Genomic DNA, 23355 nt, shown 5'->3' with positions numbered 1-23355 from the left:
CCGCCGCGCATGTGGGGTGCGGAGTTCCGCGTGAAGTTCTGATCGGGTGACATCGCGAGTGCTGCGCGGTGGATCGCGCAGTGCTCGCCGCTACAACGCAACGCCCGCCGCGACGACATGTGCGGCGGGCGTTTCCGCTTGTGGCTGAAGCCCAGCTTGTACCGGCAGGCGGCAAGGAAACGGATGATTCGCCTGGGTGCGCCCCAGGCGTTGCGATGACCACAACCAGCAACGCCTGACGCAGAGATGGAAGGCCAAAAGCGGCAGCGCGCGTGGCCTATGGATGCATCCTGACCGGGGTGTCGTGTCCCACCAAGCAAAGGGCCACTGCATGGCAGTGGCCCTTCTGAGATGGCGCGCCCGGAGGGATTCGAACCCCCGACCAATGGCTTCGGAAGCCACTACTCTATCCGGCTGAGCTACGGGCGCATGAGCGTTGGCGCGGGTATCGAGGCGAAGCCCCTTGCCCACGGCGGACGCGCAGTATAGCGGAGTTGGACGCGAGCGCCCATGCGGGCGGCTATCCGGCGCGGTCGTGGCAGCACCGGGCCTGCATGCGTCGACAGACTAGTGTAGGAGCGCACCCAGTGCGCGATTGCCGACGGAGCGACCACTGCGGATATGCGCCGGTCACACGGCGGGTTCCTGCAGGGAGGTGGCGTTACAGCCAGAAGCGGCAGCCCGTCCCTCCCCGACCCTCTCCCGAGAGGAGAGAGCCAATCACGCACTTGGCAACGTTACGCAAGCCCGCACCCCGTCCCTCAGCCCTCTCCCGGAGGGAGAGGGAGCGAACCGACGCTCCGCTTCAAGTCCTCAGTACTTCGACGCGTTGCGGGGTAGCCGTTCCTTTTGAGGTAGTAAAGCCAGGTGCCGTCGATGCGTCAGTCGACAGGCTTGTATCCATCGCAGTGCTGTCAGCTCTTCAGGCCATTTTCTTTGGGTCACGTTTCTTTTGGGCCAGCAAAAGAAAGGTGACTCGGCGTCCGGCAGGACGTCGAAACGCCCGCTGCGTCCCACAGGGACTTCCTTCGGTCGTAGGCGGCACGCTGGCGGGAACGCCGAATCAAGGGGCCAAGAGCAAAGTCACTGGGTCCCTGCCTTCGCAGGGACGACGATACGAGGAACCGAGGCAGGCGGCCATCGCGCACAGGGTGCGCTCTTACAGGGGCGTGCATCGCAACCGTCTCCGCCCATACAGAAGGGCCCGCGACATCGCCGCGAGCCCTTCGATTCAACCTGCGCCTCGCCCACTCAGGGCAACGCGCAGCACCCCGTCAACGTGCCTTCAACAGATCCGCCAGGCGATCCGGCTTGCCTGCGATGCGCTCCAGATGCGGATACTTCAGGCCATCGTGGTAATCGATGCGCAGCGTCTTGTACTCGTCGAAGTTCTTCACCAGCAGCTCCACTGGCTGGCTCTTGTCCTTCTGCGCAGCCGTCACCGCATCCTTGATGGCGTCGCTGGAATACTCCTTGCCGTTGACAGCAACCAGCTTCATGCCCGGCGACAGGCCAGCCTTGAAGGCCGGGCCGTCCCACAGCACGTCGGTGATGTCGCCGCCCTTGCCCACCGACACGCCCAGCGAGTAGGTGAGGTTGGCGCCGCCCAGGCGGGCCTCCACGGCCTTGGACACGGCCGAGGGCTTGTCGTTGTAGACCAGCTTCCAGCCATTGGCCTCGAAGCCGCCGATCAGCGGGCCGTGGCCGTCGAGGCGCTCGCGCAGGTACTTCGCCCAGTCGTACGGCGCGATGTCGTTGAGCGTCTTCACCACGTCTTCGAAGGTGTAGGTGTTGACGTCCCACTCGCCATTCTTCACGCCGAAGAAGGCGCGCGCGAAGTCATCGATGGAGCGCTTGTTGTTGCTGAGATCACGCAGCTTGCCGTCGACGTCGAGCCAGATCATCTGGCCGCCCGAATAGTAATCCTCGCTCATCTGGTAGTTGCGGTACGGCAGCGGGCGACGCTGCGCGATGATCGGGTCGTTGGTGGTGTCCTGGATGTTGCGCCACTGCGCCAGGCCCGGACGGCCCTTGTCATACGTGGCCGCAACGTTGGCCAGCATGTCCAGCGCGTCTTCCTGCTTCCACAGGCCCGAGCGCGCGGCCATCACGTAGCCCCAGAACTGCGTCTGGCCTTCGTACACCCACAGCAGGCTGTCCTGCATGGGCACGTTGAAGTTCGGCGTGGTGAGGTCGGCGCCGCGGCGATATTTGCCGTCCCACGAATGGTTGAACTCGTGCGAGAGCAGGTCGCGCACGACGACGTTCTTGTCCCACTCGGTGAAATAGCCGGTGCCCACGCCGTTCTCGCTCGAACGGTGGTGCTCCAGGCCGTTGCCCGACATCTTGTCGCTCAGCGAGAACAGGAAGTCGTAGTGGTCGTAGTGGTGCGCGCCATACAGCTTGTACATCTGCTGCACCAGGTTCTGGTGCACCTTCAGCTGATCGGGCTTGATCTCCAGGAACTTCGCATCGTCCGCCACGATGTTGATGAACACCGGCGTCTTCGAGCCGGGGTCGAGATCGACGCGCTTGAAGTACTTGCCCGCGTAGATCGGCGAATCGACCAGGTCGTCATAGTCGATCGGCTTGAACGTCACCGTGTCGCCGCTGCGCGAAGCCAGCTCCAGCGCGCTGCCATACTGCCAGCCGGCCGGGAAGGTCACCGTGGTCTCTGCCTTGATGCGGCTGGCGAAATAGCCGGCCGGATACAGCGACACCGAATTCCACTGCAGGTTGAGCATCTCCGGCGTCATCACGACACGACCCTGGCGCATGTCCTGGGCGGAGAGGAACTGGAATTCCACTTCCACGTTGTTCGCGCCTTCGGGCACGTCGACGTGGAAGGCATACACGTTCAGCGGATCGCGCTTCCACGGCACGACTTTGCCATTCGCCTTCACCACCAGGCCCGCGAGCTTGTCGATCGAACCGGTCGGCGAGTGGTTGCCCGGCAGCCATTGCGGATACAGCAGCGTGAGCGGGCCCGGCTTGGCCGGCACCACTTCGTGCACGCGGAACACGCGATGCGCGATATCAGTGGCATCGACGTTGATCTTCAGCACGCCATCGAACGGAATGTCCTGCGGTGCGGGCACGTCGGCGAGTGCGGCGAAGCTGCCCAGGCCGAAGGCCGAAGCGAGGATGGCGGAAGCGAGACGCGAGGCTTTCAAGAGGTTCTCCTGTGGAAAATCCATGCGGCGACAGCACATGCTGCATGGAATGTGAACCTCTGATGCTAGTGTGCGACGGCGGGCCACACCCCCTGCCATTGGTCATGGCAGACACTGAACACCGCCCATCCTGCGAAATGCGCAAAGAGTTTTTCGCACGCAGGAGCCCCTATCCTTCCGCCCGCCGCGATCCCCACGCGGGCCGATGCGTGCTTCCCCCCTTAGGCACGTCATCGCAATCACAAGAAGACGATGGAGCATTCCATGAACAAGACTCTCTTTGCGGCCGCCTTGGCCGTCGCTGCCGTTTCGCCGTTTGCCGCCAAGGCCGACGAAACCAACCAGCTCGACAATTTCTTTGTCGCCGGCAACCTCGGCCAGAGCAACTATCGCGTCGGCGGCGTTTCGGACAAGACCGACGTGTTCCAGAACGTGCGCTTCGGCTGGCGCTGGAACGGCATCGTGGGCGCTGAAGTCGGCTACGCCTACCTCGGCAAGATGAAGAACGACTTCGATTTCGCCAGCGTCTCGGCCAAGCCGCGCGCCGCGCAGATCGGCGTGACCGCCAAGTACAACTTCTACAACAACTGGTACGTCACCGGTCACGGCGGCTACCTGCGCTCGCGCACCACCGGTGCCGTTACCGTGGGCGACGTCTCGGCCACCCAGAAGAGCTGGAACAACGGCTGGTATGCCGGTGCGGGCGTGGGCTACGACGTCACGCACAACGTCAGCCTGGCGTTGAACTACGACAACTACCACGTGAAGTACGGCCGCGGCGGTTCCGACCAGTCGCAGACCAACGCCAACGTGGCGGCCTACTCGGCCTCGGTCGAATACCGCTTCTGATCCTTGCGGTAGCCGCAATAAAAAACGGCCGCGAAAGCGGCCGTTTTTCGTTCTTTGTAGGAGCGCACCCAGTGCGCGATCGCAGCGCATCTGTGTATCCGTGTTCGCGTTACTGCTTCGTAGGTCTTTCGCGCACTGGGTGCGCTCCTACAGACAGGCAGAGGGATTACCGCGTCTCCAGCTTGCTGTGCCGGATGCCGTAGCTGAAATAAATCACCAGGCCCAGGCTCACCCAGATCAGGAAGACTTTCCAGGTCACCGCCGGCAGCTCCGACAACAGCCAGATCGAGAAGCCGATGCCGATCAGCGGAATCAGCGGCACCAGCGGCGTGCGGAAGGCGCGGTGAAGATCGGGCTTGCGTTTGCGCAGGATCATCACCGAACTGCAGATCACGATGAAGGCCGACAGCACGCCGATGTTCACCAGTTCGGCCACCTTCTGGATCGGCGTGGAACCTGCCACCAGCGCGGTGAACACACCCAGCGCGATGGTCGGGCGGTGCGGCGTGCCGTAGCGCGGATGCACGTGGGCGAACCAGCCAGGCAACAGGCCGTCGCGCGCCAGCGCGTACCAGATGCGTGCCGCGCCCAGCATAAAGGCAAACAGCACGCTGATGAGTCCGAACACTGCCGACACCGAAACCGTGAGCGCCACCCAGTGCAACCCCAGGCCCTTGAACGCATCGGCCACCGGTGCATCCGTGTTGAGCGTGCTGTAGTGCGCGATGCCGGTAAGCACGAGCGATACGGCGAGATACATCGCCATCGAGATGGCCAGCGACAGCAGTACGGCACGCGGCAGGTCGCGCTGCGGGTTCTTCGATTCTTCCGCCGCCGTGGTCAAGGTGTCGTAACCGAACACCGCAAAGAACACCACGGCCGCCGCCGTTGCCACGCCCGCGAAGCCGAAGTGCGCCACGCCCTTGGCGTCGGTCACGCGATCGGGAATGAACGGATGCCAGTTCTCCGGATGGATGTAGAACACGCCCACGCCGATGACCAGGGCGACCGCAGCCACCTTGATCGCCACTACCAGCGTGTTGAAGCGCGCGCCCCATTCGGTGCGCATGGTGAGCAGGGCCGAGACGCCCAGCGTCACCAGTGCGGCGATCACATCGAACACCTGTCCGGGCTTGTCGGGATTCATTGCCCCCTTGGCCCACACGGGGAGATGCATCCCCATGCTCGCCAGCGCCGATTGCACGTAGCCGGACCAGCCGATCGCCACGACCGCGACGATCAGCGCGTATTCGAGCAGCAGATCCCAGCCGATCAGCCACGCGGGCAATTCGCCCAACACGGCATATCCGTAGGTATAGGCACTGCCGGTTACCGGAATCAGCCCGGCGAATTCGGCGTAGCACAACGCGGCGGCGGCGCTGGCGATGCCCGCGATCAGGAAGGAAATGACCACCGCGGGACCCGCGTTGAGCGCGGCCTGCTGGCCTGCCAGCACGAACACGCCCACGCCGATGATGCCGCCAATGCCGATCGCGGTGAGCTGCCAGAGGCCCAGCACGCGGCGGAAATCACCCCGCTTGCCCGCCTCGGCCTGCAGCATTTCCACCGGCTTGTGCCGGATCAACCTGTTGAGAAAGCCCATCCGCACATCCCCGGCAAAGTGAGCCGCGATCATAGCGAATGACGCCGCCCCTGCCATGCTGCAACTGCGCGGCGGGGCTATTGCCTAGCCGGTGATGATCCGTCCCGGGCCTGCCTGCGCGGGCGTATGGATGGCCAGCCATCCAAGCACGATGGCGCTCAGCGCGGCCGTCGCGACCCATGCCGCGACTACGGCACCGCCCAGCGCCGGAAGGCCAAACCAGCCGCCCGTAGCCAGCACGATGGCCGCCGTCATCAGCAGTCGCGCCAGTTCCATCAGCACGCCCACGCGGCGCCCTTCGGTAAGCGCACCCAGCGCAGTGAGGCTCAACACCAGGAACACGGCATAGCCCGCCAGCTCCAGCAGGCCGAGCTGCTTGGCCAAGCCGAGGAATTGCACGGCCATTGCCAACAACAGGGCGAACTGCACCAGGCTGTAGACCGTCAAGCCGCGCGACAGCACCGGCAGATAGCGTTCGCGCGCGATGTCAAAATCCGGCTTGGGAAAGCGCTCGACGACATCGGCGGGACGCCAGCCCGGCGGCTTGATCCACACGCGCAGCTTGTCGCTCCAGCGACGTGCGTGCCACGCATCCTTGAACGTGGCCCAGTACACCTCGGCATTCGCCCACAGCGGATTCCAGCTGCGCAGCGGCGAGCGCGTGCCATACACCGGAGGGTCGTTGTCGTCTTCTTCGATGAAGGTGCCGAACAGGCGATCCCACACGATCAGCACGCCGCCGTAGTTGTGGTCGAGGTAGCGATCATTCACCGCGTGATGCGCGCGATGGTTGGAGGGCGAGCAGAACACGCGGTCGAACCAGCCCAGCCGGCCCACCAGCTCGGTATGCACCCAGAACTGGTAGAGCAGGTCGATGAGCGCGACCACCACGAACACTTCCAGCGGATAGCCGAGGATGGCCATCGGCAGATAGAAGATCCAGCCGAGCAGCACGCCGCTGCCGGTCTGGCGCAGCGCCGTGGAGAGGTTGTAATCCTCGCTCTGGTGATGCACCACGTGCGCGGCCCAGAGGATGTTGACCTCGTGCCCCATGCGATGCAGCCAGTAGTAGCAGAAGTCGTAGAGGAGCAGCGCCGTGACCCACACCAGCACGCTGTTCGCCGGCAGCGAAAAAATCGCCAGGTGCTGCACGCACCACGCATAGATGCCCAGCGTGAGCAGCTTGCTGAATACGCCCACGATCTGCGAGATGACGCCCAGGCCCAGGCTGTTGATCGCGTCGCTGCTGTGATACACGCTGCGGCCGCGCACTTTCGCCACCAGCAGTTCCAGCGCGATCAGCGCGAAGAACACCGGCGTTGCCCAGGTGATGATGAGTTCCTGCGTATTCACGTGCATCTATCCGCCTCGCCGAACCGAACGCGCCAGACACCACAGCGCCGCGTAATAAGTGGCCAGTATCCACAGCGCCGACATCGGAATGGCCAGCTTGAACCGGTTCCAGGCCAACAGTGTATCGCTGAGCAGGAACAGCAGCGCGCCGGCTGCCGCCCATTGCGCAGGGCCGGCCAGCGCGTCATGGGCATGCCGCCAGGCGCGCGCCACGGCCTGTCCGGCCATGCTCGCCAGCACCACCACGTAGATCACCACGGGCAGATGGAGTGCGCCGGGCAACGCAGGCCACAAGGCCCACAGGTTGAGTGCGCCATAGGCCAGGCAGGCAACTACCGCCAACGGCCGCGCCGCGAAGCGCGTATCCGTCATCAGCGCGCGGATGAAGAACACGTGGCCGATAAGGAACGCGACCAGGCCCGCCACGAACGCGTCCACCGGCAGCATCAGGAAAATATCACCGGCCAGCGAGAACAGCATGCCCGTGACCAGCCATCGCTGGTAACCGGCCGATACCGGCGGCTGGGCGCGCCACGCGCTCCACAGGATCAACACCGTGGCCAGCGGCTTGCACACCCAGTGCAGGCACGCCCAGCCATCGGCTCCGCCCGAACTCAGCATCGAACCCACGATCGCACCAATGGCGGCAAGCACGATCGCGATATCCATCTTGCGCCACATCCACGGCGCGGCGGCCGCGTTTGAAACGGACATGTCCGGATTCCCCCTTCCCCAGGACGAATGCGGATCTTAGAGCCTAATGGACGTCTTTCCACACACCATCATATGTGCACTGCATCATCACTGCGGGGCGTCAGTGTCCGTCGACGGCGGCTCGTCCAAGGGCCGGGTCATCCGTGAAAAAGGCATCGATGCCCGCTTCGAGATAGGCGCGGATTTCCGCCAACGAACCGGCTGCATTGAGCGTGGCCGGATCGCTGCCTTTCCAGAAATTCTTCGCCTGGAAATGGTTTTCGGGACGGAACGTGTACGGATGCAGTTCCAGCTTCACCGCATGCGCGTCGTGCACCAGCGATGTAGGTACGCCCAGCGTGCCATCCGCCGCCAGTGGAATGATGGCGCGGATGCTGGGACCGATGGCATCGGCATAGCTGGCCACGTCATGCAGACCGGCCGGCGTCATCATCGCGCCATAGGTCAGCGAACCGCCTGCGATCACCACGTCATACGGCTTGGCGCCTGTATCGCCCATCAGTTGCAGCAGGCGGATGTGATGCTGGTCCCTGCCCAGCTTGGCGCGCAGGTAACGCAGGTTGGCCACCTCGAACGATTGGATCTCTATCGGCGCGGTGCGCGTGTACGCATGCGCGGCGATCGTCGCCAGCACCAGGTCTTCCATCGGCAGGCCGATCTTCTGGAAATACGTACCGTGCTTGATCTCGGGAATGATGCCGACCAGGCGGTTGCGCGTGGCTGCTTCAGCCGCGACGAAATCGATGATCTCGTCGAAGGTGGGAATCTGGAAGCGACCGTCGTAGACCATGCCGCGCAGTTGCGGCAGTCGCTCGCGCGCACGCAGCGTCTTCAGTTCGGCCAGCGTGAAATCCTCGGTGAACCAGCCCGTCACCTGTTCGCCGTCGATGGTCTTGGTGGTCTTGCGGGAAGCGAACTCGGGATGTTCGGCAACATCCGTGGTGCCGCCGATCTCATTCTCATGGCGCGCCACCAGCACGCCGTCGCGCGTCATCACCAGATCCGGCTCGATGAAATCCGCGCCATCGGCCATCGCCTTGGCGTACGAGGCGAGCGTATGTTCCGGTCGCAACGCGCTGGCACCACGATGCCCGATCACCAGCACACGTGACGCCAGCGGCAGCTCTTTCGCCTGCAATCCACCCATGACCAGCACGCCCACCGTGAAGATGGCCAAGCTTAAACGACGCATCGTCCAATCCCCTGTCGCCGGCCCCTGCACCGGATGGCTAAGCGTCTCATGATCGGCGGGCGCCATGTCGACTGCATGGCGCCACTGTGACTGCTGGCACGGCATGACTTGCGGCCAATGGATGCGCCCGCAGTGGCTGATACCGTGAAACCAGCCCCCCCACTCGGAAAAGCCATGCTTTCCCTCCTGTTCGCCGCCCTGCTCGCCGGAGCGCCTGCCGTCGCCGATTGTCACGTGGGCGCGTATCGGCTCGCTGACGGAAGTTCGCTGGACATCGGCCCCAGCGATGAAGGCACGTTGCGCTGGCGTCGCATCGACGGCGCCAGCGGCAAGCTGAAGCGCGCCGACGGAGATACCTGGACCAGCACGTACGGATGGACCGGCCGCGCCGACGGCAAGGAAGTCACCTTCACCGACTGCAGCAAGGGTGAGATCCGGTTTGGCGGGATGACCGGCAAACGCATCCCGTTCGAGGTGCACGAAGTGACCTTCACCGGCGAGGGAGGCACGCGGCTGGTCGGCCGGCTGCTGATGCCGCCGGGAACAATCAAGGTGCCCGTGGTGGTGCTTGTGCACGGCTCGGAGCACGACTCAGCACGCATCTGGGATCCCATGCAGCGGCAACTGCCCGCCGAGGGCGTGGGCGCTTTCGTCTACGACAAGCGTGGCACCGGCGATTCCGCCGGCACTTATACGCAGGACTACAGCGTGCTGGCCAACGACGCCATCGCCGCACTCGGCGAGGCGCGCCGTCTCGCCGGCGCACGTGCCGGACGAGTGGGCTTCCGCGGTGGCTCGCAGGGCGGCTGGGTCGCGCCGCTGGCGGCATCACGCACGAAGGTGGATTTCGTCATCGTGGGCTACGGCCTTGCCATCTCTCCGCTGGAAGAGGATCGCGAAGCGGTTGCCTTCCAGCTCAGGCTCAAGGGTTACGACCAGTCGGTGATCGACAAGGCGTGGGAGCTGTCCGACGCCGTGGGCCTGGTTCTTTCCAGTGAGCTCACCCAAGGCTTCGAACAGCTCGACGCGGCGCGTGCGAAGTACAGCAAGGAGCCCTGGTACAAGGATGTGCGCGGCGATTTCAGCTATCTCGTGCTTCCGCTCAGCGACGAAGACATCCGCGAGAAGGGCAAGGCGTACATGTTCCACACGCCCTGGCATTACGACTCGATGGCGGTGCTTGGCAAATTGCACACGCCGCAGTTGTGGATACTCGGCGGGCTCGACATCGACGCGCCCAGCGGCGAAACGATGCGGCGCCTGACCTCATTGCAGGCCGACGGCCTGCCCATCACCACGGCACTGTTCCCCAAGGCCGAACACGGCATGACCGAATTCGAAACCGCAGCAGATGGCGAACGCCTCTCCACGCGTTATTCGGAAGGCTATATGCGCCTGACCATCGACTACGCCAAGGGAACGCTGCACACGCCGTATGGCGAAAGCCGCATCGTGTTGCCCCCGCACGATCCCTTGTAGGAGCGCACCCCGTGCGCGATTCGGCCTCGGGAATCGACGCGACATGAGCGGGATGAGGTAACGCTTGCCTCTTCAGCGCTTGCCCGCATCCAGCTGCCGCAGCCACGCCTCATAAGCAGGTCGATCCACCGGCACACCATCGGCATTGCAGCTGCCCAGCTTGCATAGCTCATCGCGGATGCGTGGTGTGTGCTGCACGACCACGTGGAAGATGGTGTTCTGCTCCATCTCGCCATGGAACGCCGCCGCGCCGGGGCCGCTGGCGAATATCGCCACATCCTCGCCACCATGCGTCTCCGCCTTCATCGGCAGGATGGCTTCCTGCATGTAATCCGGGTCGCTGGTCTTCGTCCTGGTGAGGTCGGGACGGCCCTTGGCAATGTACGCATAGTCATGCGGGTTGTGCGGAAAGCGCTTGCTGCCTTCGGGTTGCAGGTCGCTGGCGCCGGTGTAGCCAGGGCCGTTGGCGAAACCCAGGGTGGTGTATGGCTTGCCGCCTGCGTCACGGGCGACGCCCGCGCCGCCCTCCTCGTCGTAGCTGTCGTTGTGGCCCTGCACCAGGCCGAGGATGTCGTTGCCCCGCTTTGGATAGCCGGCGAAGGTCATGGTGTGGCTGTGGTCGGCGGTGACCACGATCAGCGTGTCGCGCGGATCGGTGTGCTGCAGCGCAGCCTGCACCGCATCGGCCATGGCGATCGTCTCGTCCAGCGCACGATAGGCGTTGCCGCTGTGCAATGCGTGGTCGATGCGGCCGCCCTCCACCATCAGGAAGAATCCGTTCGGATTCTGCTTCAGCACCTCGATCGCGCGAGAGGTCATTTCGGCAAGGCTGGGCTCGTCCAGCTTGTCGGTGACGCGCTCATGCTCGTAGCTGAGGTGTGAAGGATTGAACAGGCCGAGCAGGCGGGATGTCTTCGACAGGTCCAACGCCTGCAGTTGTTGCCCGGTCCATACGTATTGGCCATCCGGATGCCTGCGCTTCCATTCGGCGATGAGGTCGCGACCGTCGATACGCTGGCCGACCTTGCCGCGCTCGACCGGATCGTCCTCGCCCGCCGGCATGAACTCGGTGCGGCCGCCGCCCATCGCCACGGTGAGGCCGCCGGCGGCCGGAAAATCGATCAGCTGTGCCGCGAAATCCTTGCAGCCCTGTGCACGCGCCTCGGCGGTGAGGTCCGCATCCACCTCCCAGTTGCGCTCGGGCAGGTGACCGTAGGTTGCCGCGGGCGTGGCATGCGTGATGCGCGTGGTGGTAATGGCACCGGTGCTCATGCCGGCCGCCGCGGCGAGCTCCAGCGCGCTGACCAGTTCCTGCCCGCGCGTGGCGGCGCAATCCTACCGGCGCGGTACCTGCGAAACACCGATGAAGCCGGCGCGCGTCTTCACGCCACTCATGATCGCCGTCATGGTGCCTGCGGAGTCCGGTGTCTGCTGGTCGGTTTCATATGTACGGCTGAGCGCACTGAACGGAAAGCGCTCAAAGCTCAGCCGGTAGCTTTCGCCGTCCACGCCCTTGAGCTGTCCCGCCCGCACGTGCGCGGCGGCAATCGTCGGCAGGCTCATGCCATCGCCCAGGAATACGATGACGTTCTTCGCGCGCTGGTTGCCGGCATTGGCCTGGACGGACAGTTGCGCGGCGGCAGCCGCCGCATGGCGGAACCACCATTGCGGGGTTTCGCCACCCGGCCGCGCGATGGCGGGCACCTCGATCACGGCCGCCGGCGTTTGCGTGGTGGACGTGGGAACGGCCTGGCTTGCGCAAGCTGTCAGCAGCGGCATCGTCGCGAGCCACAGGGAACGGCGCGCGAATCGCATCGGACGAAGCATCAGCAAACCCTTTCCATGAAGATGAGCCGAGCATCCTAGCGATGTCGCAAGAAATTGCCATGACAGACGGTATCAGCGCACGCGCGATGCTAGCCTCGCGCCATGCAACGACGCGTGCTGCCGCTCTCCCTTGCCTGCCTGCTCGGCTGCGCGCTGATGCCCACGTGCGCCGCCGACGCATCGGGCAAGCAGCAGGACAACGTCATCTTCGATGCATACACGCCGCTGGCCAGCAGCGAAGTCCTGCTGCAACGGCTGGTCACGCCGTTGAATGCACGCAGGCTGCTTCAGCAGGCGAAGACGACACGAACCTCGATCCGCGAGCAGCCCATCGACCTCACTCAGGAACGCTTCGCGCTGTATGTGCCCGCGCAGGCGCCGCCGTCGGGCTATGCGCTGCTGGTGTTCGTGCCGCCGTGGAACGATGCGAAAGTGCCACCGTCCTGGATTCCCGCCCTTGAACATCTGGGTGTGATTCTGGTGACGCCAGCGAACGCCGGTAACGACGCCAATGTGCTCGACCGGCGAGTTCCGCTTGCCCTGCTTGCAGCCGCCAACGTGATGTCGCGTTACCGCATCGATCCACGGCGCGTATACGTGGGTGGCTTCTCCGGAGGATCACGCGTGGCGTTGCGGCTCGCACTCGGCTATCCGGATCTTTTCCACGGCGCGCTGCTCGATGCCGGAAGCGATGTCGTCGGCGAGCAGGTCCCGCTGCCTTCGCGCGAACAGCTGGAACAGTTCCAGACATCGACGCGCATCGTCTACCTCACAGGCGAACGCGATGCGGCTCGGCTCGATGCCGATCGCCAGAGCCGGCAATCGCTGAAGACCTGGTGCGTCACCGATGTCGATGTGCGAACGATGCCGTGGAGCGCACACGAACTGGCCGATGGCAGCGCGTTCGAACGCGCCCTGGCGTCGCTGGACCACCACAAGGCTCCCGATCCGGCGACGCTGGCCTCTTGCCGCGCACGCATCGTTGCGGAACTCGATGCGCAACTGGACGACGCCGACGCGCTGCTCGCGCACGGAGACCGTGAACGCGCACGCAGGCGGCTGGAGCAGATCGACGCGCACCTCGGCGGGCTTGCCGCACCCCGCAGCGTCGAGCTGATGCAGCGGTTGGACGCCACCGCACCGAAGTGATGCAACCCTCGACTCAGGGCGTGCCGTCGAAGACCGGCGTGCCTTGCGCGCTCCAGTGGAACGGTTCCATGTACGGCGCACGGCGCGCCGTGCACTTCCAGTCCGGGCCGCCATTGGCGTGGTAGATGATCCAGTCCTTGCCGTGGGGCGACTTGAAGAAGCCGTTGTGGCCCGTGGCGTACACGCCCCGCTGCGCCGAACCATGCAGCACCGGCGCGGGCGACTTTTTCCACGAGGCTGGATCGAGCAGGTCGGCGTGCGTATCGGCGGTGAGCAGGCCGAGTGCGTAGTCGTCGGACCAGCACGCGCTGGCCGAATAGCTGAGGAATACCTTGCCGTCCGGGCCTTCGAGGAATTCCGGCGCTTCGAGGATCTTGCGTCCGCCCTGCATTTCCCAGTCGAAGGTGGGGTGCGCGATGTCCACTTGCGGTTCGCCCAGCGTCCACGCGTTGCGCATCGGCGCGATGATCAGGTCACTGTGGTCGCCCACGTACGCGGAATAGACGAAATAGCGCTTGCCAGCGTGGTCGAACACGGTGCCGTCGATGCCGGTCAGGTGCGTGGCCAGCATGCCGCGATCGATCCACCGGCCCTGCGTGGGATCGGGCGAGGCGTTTTCCAGCACGAACACATGACGATGCGCATCGTCGTTGTGCTGCTTGTCGGCGGCGGAGTAGTACAGGTACCACTTGCCATCGAGGAAATGCAGTTCAGGCGCCCAGATGGCCGCGGAGTTCGGACCCTGCGCAGGCGCGCGCCACACCACCACCGGCACGACATCGGCAAGCCAGGCCACGTCCGTGGTTTTCCACAGCGAGATGCGATCGCCCTGCGTGTTCGTGTAGTAGTAGACGCCGTCGCGCTGCGTCACCCAAGGATCGGGCCCGGAAGGCAGCAGCGGACCATGCGGCGCGACACTTCCCGCCTGCGCGAGGCTCGCCATCCACCACAGTGCAGCGGCGAGCGCGATGCGAAGAGACGAGGTCATGGCGCTGGGGCCTGCGTCTGGCCGTCCATTTGCAGGAAATCGACGTCGAGTACGTGGGCACCACCATCGACGTCGATGGTGTTGAAGCCCGGCAAGAGCGGGGCGGAGACGGTGGCGTCATGCCAACCATCAGCGGCATCGCTGACCTGCGATGCGCTCAGGCGCGCACCGTTGACCACCAGTGCCGGCTGCGCGGCGAGACCGAGGTCGGCATAGCGCACATGCAATACATGGGCTCCGCCGGTGCTGTTCACCACGAAGCGCAGGCGCCCTTCCGGGCCCGCGCCCAGCCGCGCCTTGCGCAGGTTGGAGGCCTTCGGATCGGGCACCGCGACGGCACCAGTGAACTCGGCGTCCTCTGCTTCATAGCGATTGAAGTCGAGCTTCTGCGCGCGATAGAGGATTTCATTGCTGCCTACATGCGTCGGCCGCTCCGGCGAAGACGACGTGGTGACGTGCAGCAGGCTGCCGTCATCGCGCAGCAGCAGCGCCTGCGTCCAGCCGGCATGGATGTTGCCCGTACGCTTCTGCACCGGCGCACGCACTTCCCACCACGGGCCGCGGCCCGAGGCATTGTTCCAGTACAGATCGCGACCGCCTTCGTCGCCGCCGCCGCCCGCGCGTTCGGCGGACACCACGATCACGCCTTCGGGTCCGCCCAGCGGGAACCAGCGTACCACCGGGCAGGCGGCCGGCCAGAAGCCCGACAACGTCATTACCGGTTCGCCATGGCGCTGCGGATCGCCCCAGTCCAGGCCGTTGCGGCTGAACTTGATGAATACCTGGCCGTTCTTCGGGCCGTCGATGTTCTCGTAGGTCATCGCATAGCGATGATCCGGCAGGCGCGTGACGATGGCCATGCCCGGGCGTTGCACGCCACCGGGGATCGCCACGTCCAGCGTTTCCTTGCCCCAGTGCTTGCCGCCGTCGTCGGACAACTTGTGCGCCAGCACCTGGTTGTAGCCTTCGGCCTTGTGCTGCTCGCTGGAGTAGTAGGCCACCAGCCGTCCGTCGTCGAGCACGTGGATGTTGGCCTCCCACACGCCCTTGTTGTCCTTGTCTTCGGGATGCCCGCCGCCCTTGATGATGGAGCTGCGGTAGCGCCACGTCTTGCCGCCATCGAGCGAGACATACATCTGCAGGTCTTCGCTGCTCACGTGGCCGCGCGCGTCGTTGCCGGTGGCATTGGCCGAGAGCACGAGCGTGCCGGCCGGAAGATCGCCGCTGGCGCGCTCAAGCTCCGTGATGTGCGGCTGCCAGCGCAGTTGCCACTGCTTGTCGGAAGGATGCACCTGGTCGGTGACGTTCATCAGGAAGCGCCAGTGGTCGCCGTTGTCGCGGCTTTCCCACAGCGGAATACCGCCCATGCCTTCCTGTTCGAACGCCATCAGCAGGCGGCCCTTGTCGGCGCCCTGCCCGATGCGCACGACCGAGACATAACCTGCGCCATCGGCCATCCGCGTGCCGACGGCCGGCTCGCGATCTTCCTGCGCATGTGCGCCGCCTGCCAGCGCCAACGCCACGCACGCGACAAGCGCGCGCAACGGATTCTCCAAGCCATTCATGCGGACTCCTGACTTTCGATCTCGCGTTCTCGCCCGAAAAAAAGGCGGGACGGCGGCATGTCACCACCGCCGCCCGCCAGCAGGGAGACGTTACATCTTGAAGCGCACGCCCAGGCCGTAGGTGCGATCCTGATAGCGCACGTCGCGCGGACGGGTGTCGCCATCACCCCAGTACTGGTGCAGGTCGGCGCCGAAGATATTGGTCGCGTTGAACACCACGGTGAAGTACTGGTTGATGTCGTAACCGAGCGAGAAGTCGACCTGGTTGGCTGGCTTGATCTCGTCGTTCACGCCCGCCACGGTTGGCTGGTTGAAGCCGTCGATGAAGCGGCTGCGGTAGTTGTAGGCAAGACGTGCGGACCAGCCGTACTTTTCGTACATCAGCACGGCATTGCCGTTGTTCTTGGATACGTTCTGCAACGGCGAGGTGACCACCGGGCCGCCGATGTACTGCGGCGAGCGCGTGGAACCGTCGATGTAGGTGTAGTTGAACTGCACGCCCAGGCCGTTGAACGGTTCCGGCAGGAAGTCGAAGAACTGCTGGTAGGCGAATTCACCACCGAACAGGTGACCCGAGCCCGCGCTCTGCGGCGAGTTGAGCTGGTACGGCTGGCCACCGATGGTCACGTCCGTCACGTAGTTCTGGATGTAGCCATTGATGTCGCGATAGAACAGGCCGCCGCTGACATAGCTGGCCGGCGCGAAGTACCACTCCAGCGAGGCGTCGTAGTTGTTCGACTTGATCGGCTTGAGGTCCGGGTTGCCGCTGCTGGCGACGCCGGCGCGGTTGATGGTGCCCGGGTTGAGCGACAGCGACGGGTTGAGCTGGCCAAAGCCCGGATAGGTGAGCGTCTTGGCCGCCACCAGGCGCAACTGCAGGTTGTCGCGGAAGTGCAGGTTGAAGCTGACGTTCGGCAGGTATACCGGTGCGCTGGTGTCGGCCGTCAGCGGCGAGTACACGTTGGTCGAGGCGTCATAGGAGAACGCGTCGAGGTTGCGCTTGACGCGCTCCACGCGCATGCCCATCAACCCGTCATACGGCAGTCCAAACATTTCGTTGCCGTAGGCGAACTGCAGGTAGCCGGAGTAGGACTTCTCGTCGATGTGATAGAAGCGGCCCGGGTTCTCGGCGGCCAGGCCATCGGGCAGACCATAGAGCTGGCGGATCGCGTCGGCATTGTTGACGAGGTAGTTGTAGCAACCGCTCAGCCAGTGGCCAGGGATGGCATCGGTGCTCGGCTGGCTGCAGAAATAGCCGTTGGGGAAGCGCGCGATGACCTGGTTGGCCGGGTTCGGGTTGAGCGAGATGTCGCCGGTGCCGCCCGGCGGCGGCGTGGAGATTTCCACGCTGCCCGTGTACTCGGCCTTGTGGTCCGAATAGCGCAAGCCGAAATCCATGTACTGGAAGAAATCGCCGTTGAGGTCGAAGTTGCCGTCGCCGCGCCATGCGGTCTGCTTGCCGCGCTGGTTGTTCCAGGTCTGGAACAGACCATTGAGGTAGTACTGCGACGGATCGTTGGCCGGGTTGCCCGCCAGCGCCCAGCTATTTCCGCCATTCCACACCGTTGTGATCGGTGCCTTCAGGAAGGTGTCTACGATGAAGGTCTGGTCATGGAACGAGCTGGAGTTGAACGACAGGTCGGTGGAGAGTTTCAGGCGGTCGCCATGCCACTTCGCGCCGATCGAGTTCTGGATGTCGTGGCCCCACTGCTGGTGCGCCTGCGTGCTGGTGGCCGCGTAGGTGTTGCCGGTCCAGCTGCCGCTGGTGGCGTCGCAGATGGTCTGGCCTTCATACGGCGAACCGGTGAGCTGGTTCGCGTAGCAGTTATTGCCTGTGGTCACCGAGGTCGGAGCGACCGAGCCGACCGGGAAGCTGAAGTAGAACGGCTGGTTGTAGTTGTCCGAGTCCCAGTCGTACAGGCCTTCGACGTAGACTTCGGTGCTGTCGTTGGGCTTCCACTGCAACGCGTAGTTGAATTCCTGGCGCGTGCGGTCGCCGATGTTGTAGTCGGCGCCGAAGCCGTTGGGCATCGAGATGAGGTTGCCGTCCCCGGTGCGGATCGGCGTCTGCGCAGGGGAGCCGTCCGTAAGCACCTTCGGGAAGTCATTCCACACGGCGTTGTAGGCGTAGTGCTGCTTGTCGTAGCCCACGTTCATCAGCGCGCCGAACTCACCAATGTCGGTGCTCCAGCGATCGCTCAGCAGCAAGCTGCCGTTGGGATCGGTGTGGTCGCCGTACTTGCTGTGCGTGCCGGTGAGCGTGGCGGCTACCTTGGGGCCGTCGAAATCAAATGGGCGGTACAGCTGCATGTCCACCATGCCGGCGATGCCGCCGTCGGGCAGGCTCGCTTCGCTGGTCTTGTACACCTGCACGGTCTTCACCGCCGTCGCCGGCAGGTTCTGGAATGCGAACGAGCGACCCACACCGCTGAAGATCTCGCGACCATTCAAGGTCGTGATCACGTTGGGCAGGCCGCGGATCACCACCGAGCTGGTCTCGCCCTGGAAACCCTGCGCGATCTGCACGCCGGTGATGCGCTGCATGGCATCGGCCACGCTGTTGTCCGGCAGCTTGCCAATGTCCTCGGCGACGATCGAGTCGACGATCATGCGCGAGTCCTGCTTGATCGTCTGCGCGCTCTGCAAGCTCTCGCGCAGCGGTGTCACCACCACGCCTGAGAGGTTCACCGCATCCTGGGCGGATGCTTCGGTGCCACTGGTGGTCGGCTTCTTCTGCGCTCCGGATTGGCCGGTCTGCGCGTCGGTGGTCTGCTGCTGCGGATCGGTTGGTGCCGGCGTCGGCGCGTCAGCCGCGTGGGCGGAGGCGAACGCCGCGGCGATCATCGTCGCGAGCAGGGTCATGGGAATGCGATGGCGATACATGGATGAAGCCTCCCCTCAGAGGTCGGTCGTGTGCCGCCGGGTGGGCCGGCGGCTGTCGTTGTGCATTCGCCGTTGTGGGACGGCGCGTGGAAAAGGCGAGCGTCAATGCGTCTTGCTGGTGGCCTGTGCCGGATACGTGGCCGCCTCGGCAGGCACGACGCCGCGCGGCGCGTGGGACAGCGCGCGGAGAATGTCGGCCTCGCGTTGGCGATAAGGCGTGCCGTCGCCGTGCAGCAGGTCGTGGAACCACAGCGTCGGTGGCTGCTGCGTGTAGGGGCGCAGCCAGGAATCCCACGGCATGATGGTTTGCGACTTACCTTCCACGAAGCCCCAGTTCACCATGCCCACGTCGAGCTTCTTGGCCAGCGGAAGCACGCCGTCGATGGTGGAACCGGCGCCGCGTGCCATGTACTCGGTGCAAATCAGCGGACGTCCATAACCCTTCAGCTGCTGCACGCGGCTGGCGAACTCTTCGGGCCAGCCGTAGCTGTGAAAGCTGATCACGTCGGACTGCTCGAGCTGGGTGCGTTCCACCGCGTTGAGCTTTGCCGGATCGGACCAGTCGTCGTCATGCCAAACGCCGCTGGTCAGCGGCTGCGTCGGCGACGCGCTGCGCGCCCACGAAAACACCTGCGGCAGCAGCCTGGCGACCAGCGCCACCTTGTCCCTGGGTTCCTTCGGGTCGTAGTTGCCGCCGCCCGGATTGTCCGGTTCGTTCCACACGTCCCAGGCGAGGATGCGCTTGTCCTTGCCGAACGTGCCGACGATGTCCTTGACGTAGTTTTCCAGGCGCGGGTACTGGCTGGCATCGGTCATCGCCACGCCCGGGCTCTGCACCCAGCCGGAGTTGTGCACGCCGGGAATCGGCGGATGCTGCGGGCCGAGTTTCGGCTCCGGGTCCCAGCACGAATCGAACAACACGAAGATCGGCTTGATGTTGTGCTTGCTGGCAATGGCGAGGAAGCGGTCGATGCGTTGCTTGAAGCCCGCCGGATCCTGCTGCCAGAGGAGATCGTGCAGGAACACGCGCATGGTGTTCATGCCCAGCTTCTGCGCCCAGCCCAGCTCCAGATCGATGCGCTCGGCATCGAACGTGTCGGCCTGCCACATCTCCAGTTCGTTGATGGCGTTGGCGGGTAGGTAGTTGCTGCCCAGTGGCCAGGATTGCTGTGCGTACCAGGTCTTGGCTTCGGCTGGCGTCCAGCGCGCATTGGCGTCGCGCGCCAGGGACGGCGTGGCGAACGTCGCCGCCAGCCCCATGGTCACCGCCAGTAGTGCGTACTTCATTGCAATCTCCCCATGACTCAGACCGAAACCGCTTTCTTTGGACAAAGCGATCCCTGGAGCGCCCGGCGGCGCCCTTGTGGTGGAAACGTGTCGGGTCAGCGCGTGCCGCGCGCCGGCTCGGTGGTGAACTCGTAAACGATCAGGTTGCGATAGGCATGGCCGGGCTCCAGCCGCGCCGAACCAAATGAAGGCTGGTTCGGCGTATCCGGGTAAAGCTGCGGTTCGAGCACGAAGGCATCGCCCTGGCGATAAACGTGACCGCCCGTGCCCACCGTCGTGCCGTCGAGGAAATTGCCGGAGTAGAACTGCAGGCCCGGCTGCGCCGACTTCAGCGTCAGCACGCGCCCGGAAGCGGGATCTTCCACGCGGGCCACCATGCGCGGCGCGGTGGCTTCGGTGCGGCTGATCACCCAGTTGTGGTCGTAGCCGCGACCGTTGAGCAGCTGCACGTCATTGGTGCGGATGTCGCGGCCGATCGGCTTGGCCTGGCGGAAATCGAACGGCGTGCCGTCCACCTTGCGGATCTCGCCCGTGGGAATGGAACCCGCATCGACCGGCAGGTAGGCATCGCCCGCGATGGTGAGCTGTTGCTCCATCACGCTGCCCGCGCCTTCGCCCGAGAGGTTCCAGTACGCGTGGTTGCTGAGGTTGACGATGGTGGTCTTGTCGGTAGTGGCGCCGTAGTCGATGGACAGGCGATTGGCGCTGTCCAGCGTATAGGTCACCGTGGCGGTGAGCTTGCCCGGATAGCCCATGTCGCCATCGGGGCTCACGTAGCTCAGCGTGACGCTGGCCTTGTCGGCGTCGTGCTTCACCTCGCCGACAGTCCACAGCACCTTGTCGAAGCCGCGCGTACCGCCGTGCAGCGAATTGGCGCCGTTGTTCACCGGGACCGTGTACGCATGGCCATCAAGCGTGAAGCGTCCCTTGGCGATGCGGTTGGCATAGCGTCCCACCGTGGCACCGAAATACTGCGGCGCCTCCAGGTAGCCGTCCAGCGCGCCGTAACCGAGCACGATGTTCGCGCCCTTGCCGCTGCGGTCGGGCACCGTGAGGGACTGCAGGCTGGCGCCCAGCGCCAGGATGCGCGCCGTCATGCCATGGCCGTTGTCCAGTACCACGGCATCCACGTGCGTGCCGTCGGGCATGTTGCCGAACGTTTCACGCTTCGCATCCGTCGAGGCATGCACGGCCATCGACAATGTCGCCAGGCCAAGTATCGAACCCATCAGTCCTGCACGCTGCATGTTCTTTGAGTCCCCTTCGCGTATCGCGGGATAAGTCATGCAATCACATTGTATGATTATCGTGCAAGTGTTCTCGGGCACGGGAAAAGCGCTTTGTGCAGCGCGACATGACGCGTTTGGACGTCCGATTTCCAGCGCCATGTCCCCGTAGTGAGGCGCCTGCGGCGGTGTCTCACGACAACGCCGCTTCGTGTAAACGGTCGCAAATTTCTGCAATGCGTCATCGACGGTCCGCCGCCAGAGGCCCACGACCTTGGTCTCAACGCAGGAAATGAAGACACAAACCGGCTTGGCAGGACGCGGACAAAGTGCTTATAGTCAGTTTGTATGACAAACCGGTCGAGCCTGGAAAGGCTCGGCGGAACAGGTCGATCAAGAGGACGGGGGCCAGAGGATTTCATGAGGAAGCCGATCGCAGTTCGCAGCCTGTACGGGCATGTCATGCATGAACTCGGGCAACGCATCGTCAGCGGCAAGGTCAAGCCGGGCGACGTGCTACCCCGCGAGGAAACCCTGGCCGAAAGCCTGGAAGTGAGCCGCACCGCGTTGCGCGAAGCGCTGAAGGTGCTATCCGCCAAGGGCTTGATCGAGTCGCGCACGGGCGTGGGTGCCCGCGTGCTGGAGGAGCGCTACTGGAACCAGCTCGATGCCGACGTGCTCGCCTGGCGCTGCGCTTCCATGCCCACCGATGATTTCGTCGACAAGCTGGTGGAAATGCGCGAGGTGATCGAACCGGCCGCCGCGGCCGCGGCCGCGCGTCGCCGTACCACTGCGCAGCTCGCCGCCATCGACAAAGCCTTCCAGGCGATGGATGCCGCGCAGACGCTGGACGAATGGACGGAAGCCGACCTGCAGTTCCACGAGGCCGTGTTGCACGCGACCTGCAACGAGCTGCTGCAGTCGCTGTTCTCGGTGGTGGAGACGGCGCTGGGCACGTTCTTCGCGCTGTCGGCGCGCAACGCCGGCAACTTCAAGTATTCGCTGCCGCATCACCAGAAGGTGCTGGACGCGATCCGCCGCAAGCAGCCCGAAGTGGCACGCAAGGCCATGCACACGATGATCGCCGATTCGCAGGCGAACCTGCAGCGCAGCCGCAAGAGCGCGCGCAAGAAGGCGGGCGCGTGACCACACGCTTGATCGGGCTGGATTGGGGCAGCACCCACCTGCGTGCGTACCGCTTCGGCGAGCGCGGCGAGGTGGAAGCCGTGCGCGCCCTGCCCTGCGGCATCCGCCAGCTTCCCGCCGACGGCTTCGCCGATGCGTTCGCCCAGGCCGTCGACGGTTGGCCGCTCGCGCCGGTGATCGCCTGCGGCATGGTCGGCAGCCGCAACGGCTGGCTGGAAGTGCCTTATCTGGATACTCCAGTCCGCATCGATCGCCTCGCCGCCGCACTGACGCCGCTGGCCACTGCCGAAGGTCGCATCGTGCACATCGTGCCGGGCCTGCGCGATCCCTCGCGCCCGGACGTGATGCGTGGCGAGGAAACCCAGGTGGCCGGCGTGCTGGCGCAGGACGAACGCGCCGCCAGCCACGCGCGCCTGCTGCTTCCTGGCACGCACAGCAAATGGGTGCGCGTGCAGGATGGCGCGGTCGGCGGCTTCGCCACGGTGATGACGGGCGAGCTGTACGGCCTGCTCAACCAGCATTCCATTCTCGGTGCCGCGCTGCCCACGCCGGTGGCGGACGACAGCGCGTTCCAGCGCGGCGTGACCATGGCACGCGACAGCGGCCCGGCCGGCGCGCTGTCGCGCGTGTTCGCGGCGCGAACCTTGATGCTCGACGGCGTGCTCGCGCCCACCTCGGTCGCCGACTTCCTCTCGGGCCTGCTGATCGGCGAAGAACTGCGCATGGCGCTGGCCGCCGGCTGGGTGCAACCGAACGACACCGTCACCATGGTTGGCGACGACGCGCTGTGCGCGCGCTACCTGCGCGCCGCCGGTGCTTTCGACCTGCGCATCGCCAACGCGCCAGACGACACCACGGCGCATGGGCTGTGGCGCATCGCCAGCGAAGCCCGATTGATCTCTCCCCCCGCAACGGCTTGAC

Annotated in this window: 15 protein-coding genes, 1 tRNA gene and 1 pseudogene; 5 read left to right on the top strand and 12 right to left on the bottom strand. The window is 64.8% G+C overall.

Features of this window, described 5'->3' with window-relative positions:
• Positions 1–352: 352 nt before the first annotated feature.
• Together VFG49_RS16040 and VFG49_RS16035 are read right to left on the bottom strand one after the other, a co-directional pair.
• Positions 353–429: transfer RNA gene (locus VFG49_RS16040), tRNA-Arg, on the bottom strand.
• Between the two features lie 845 nt (positions 430–1274).
• Entirely contained in the window at positions 1275–3173 is a 1899-nt protein-coding gene (locus VFG49_RS16035) for a M61 family peptidase (protein WP_324862328.1), read from the bottom strand.
• Positions 3174–3437: 264 nt separating this feature from the next.
• Here VFG49_RS16035 and VFG49_RS16030 point away from each other — a divergent pair, with 264 nt between their 5' ends.
• Positions 3438–4022, top strand: coding sequence for an outer membrane protein (locus VFG49_RS16030; protein WP_324862326.1), 585 nt, complete (start codon positions 3438–3440; stop codon positions 4020–4022).
• 166 nt (positions 4023–4188) lie between these two features.
• Here the strand turns inward: VFG49_RS16030 and VFG49_RS16025 are convergent, their stop codons facing one another.
• The 4 genes from VFG49_RS16025 to VFG49_RS16010 all read right to left on the bottom strand — a co-directional run bounded on the left by VFG49_RS16025 (position 4189) and on the right by VFG49_RS16010 (position 8839).
• Complete coding sequence (locus tag VFG49_RS16025; RefSeq protein WP_324862324.1) at positions 4189–5625, bottom strand: amino acid permease; 1437 nt, start codon at positions 5623–5625, stop codon at positions 4189–4191.
• A gap of 84 nt (positions 5626–5709) precedes the next feature.
• Complete coding sequence (locus VFG49_RS16020; protein ID WP_324862322.1) at positions 5710–6978, bottom strand: sterol desaturase family protein; 1269 nt, start codon at positions 6976–6978, stop codon at positions 5710–5712.
• A 6-nt stretch (positions 6979–6984) separates the two neighbouring features.
• On the bottom strand, positions 6985–7692 hold the full coding sequence (locus tag VFG49_RS16015) for a lysoplasmalogenase (RefSeq protein WP_324862320.1): 708 nt from the start codon (positions 7690–7692) through the stop codon (positions 6985–6987).
• 100 nt (positions 7693–7792) lie between these two features.
• Positions 7793–8839 carry a glycerophosphodiester phosphodiesterase gene (locus VFG49_RS16010; protein WP_324862332.1) on the bottom strand — a complete coding sequence of 349 codons (1047 nt, stop codon included), beginning with the start codon at positions 8837–8839 and terminating at the stop codon, positions 7793–7795.
• 219 nt (positions 8840–9058) lie between these two features.
• Between VFG49_RS16010 and VFG49_RS16005 the strand changes: the two genes are divergently transcribed.
• Positions 9059–10363, top strand: a complete 1305-nt coding sequence (locus tag VFG49_RS16005) for an alpha/beta hydrolase family protein (RefSeq protein ID WP_324862318.1) — start codon at positions 9059–9061, stop codon at positions 10361–10363.
• A gap of 72 nt (positions 10364–10435) precedes the next feature.
• Here VFG49_RS16005 and VFG49_RS16000 read toward each other — a convergent pair.
• Positions 10436–12178: pseudogene (locus VFG49_RS16000) on the bottom strand (alkaline phosphatase).
• Positions 12179–12292: 114 nt separating this feature from the next.
• On the opposite strand from VFG49_RS16000, the gene VFG49_RS15995 reads away from it, so the two are divergent.
• Positions 12293–13339 (top strand): PHB depolymerase family esterase, encoded by a 1047-nt coding sequence (locus VFG49_RS15995; protein WP_324862315.1) that lies wholly within the window; start codon positions 12293–12295, stop codon positions 13337–13339.
• 13 nt (positions 13340–13352) lie between these two features.
• Here the strand turns inward: VFG49_RS15995 and VFG49_RS15990 are convergent, their stop codons facing one another.
• From VFG49_RS15990 to VFG49_RS15970, 5 genes are all read right to left on the bottom strand, one after another.
• The gene (locus tag VFG49_RS15990; RefSeq protein WP_324862313.1) at positions 13353–14327 is read right to left on the bottom strand and encodes a glycoside hydrolase family 43 protein; all 975 of its coding nucleotides are present in this window, start codon (positions 14325–14327) and stop codon (positions 13353–13355) included.
• Entirely contained in the window at positions 14324–15892 is a 1569-nt protein-coding gene (locus VFG49_RS15985; protein ID WP_324862311.1) for an exo-alpha-sialidase, read from the bottom strand. Before VFG49_RS15985 ends, VFG49_RS15990 begins: the two co-directional genes overlap by 4 nt.
• 90 nt (positions 15893–15982) lie before the next feature.
• On the bottom strand, positions 15983–18775 hold the full coding sequence (locus VFG49_RS15980; RefSeq protein WP_324862309.1) for a TonB-dependent receptor: 2793 nt from the start codon (positions 18773–18775) through the stop codon (positions 15983–15985).
• Positions 18776–18877: 102 nt separating this feature from the next.
• Positions 18878–20062: a 1,4-beta-xylanase gene (locus VFG49_RS15975; protein ID WP_324862307.1), complete on the bottom strand. Its 1185-nt coding sequence runs from the start codon at positions 20060–20062 to the stop codon at positions 18878–18880.
• Positions 20063–20157: 95 nt separating this feature from the next.
• Positions 20158–21309, bottom strand: a complete 1152-nt coding sequence (locus tag VFG49_RS15970; RefSeq protein ID WP_324862305.1) for an aldose epimerase family protein — start codon at positions 21307–21309, stop codon at positions 20158–20160.
• Positions 21310–21708: 399 nt separating this feature from the next.
• Between VFG49_RS15970 and VFG49_RS15965 the strand changes: the two genes are divergently transcribed.
• Positions 21709–22434, top strand: a complete 726-nt coding sequence (locus tag VFG49_RS15965) for a FadR/GntR family transcriptional regulator (protein ID WP_324862303.1) — start codon at positions 21709–21711, stop codon at positions 22432–22434.
• Complete coding sequence (locus tag VFG49_RS15960) at positions 22431–23354, top strand: 2-dehydro-3-deoxygalactonokinase (protein ID WP_324862301.1); 924 nt, start codon at positions 22431–22433, stop codon at positions 23352–23354. Before VFG49_RS15965 ends, VFG49_RS15960 begins: the two co-directional genes overlap by 4 nt.
• Position 23355: the final 1 nt, after the last annotated feature.

The organism is Dyella sp. (assembly GCF_035685885.1).
Classification (GTDB): Bacteria; Pseudomonadota; Gammaproteobacteria; order Xanthomonadales; family Rhodanobacteraceae; genus Dyella.
This window is presented reverse-complemented; position numbering and strand designations above follow the sequence as displayed.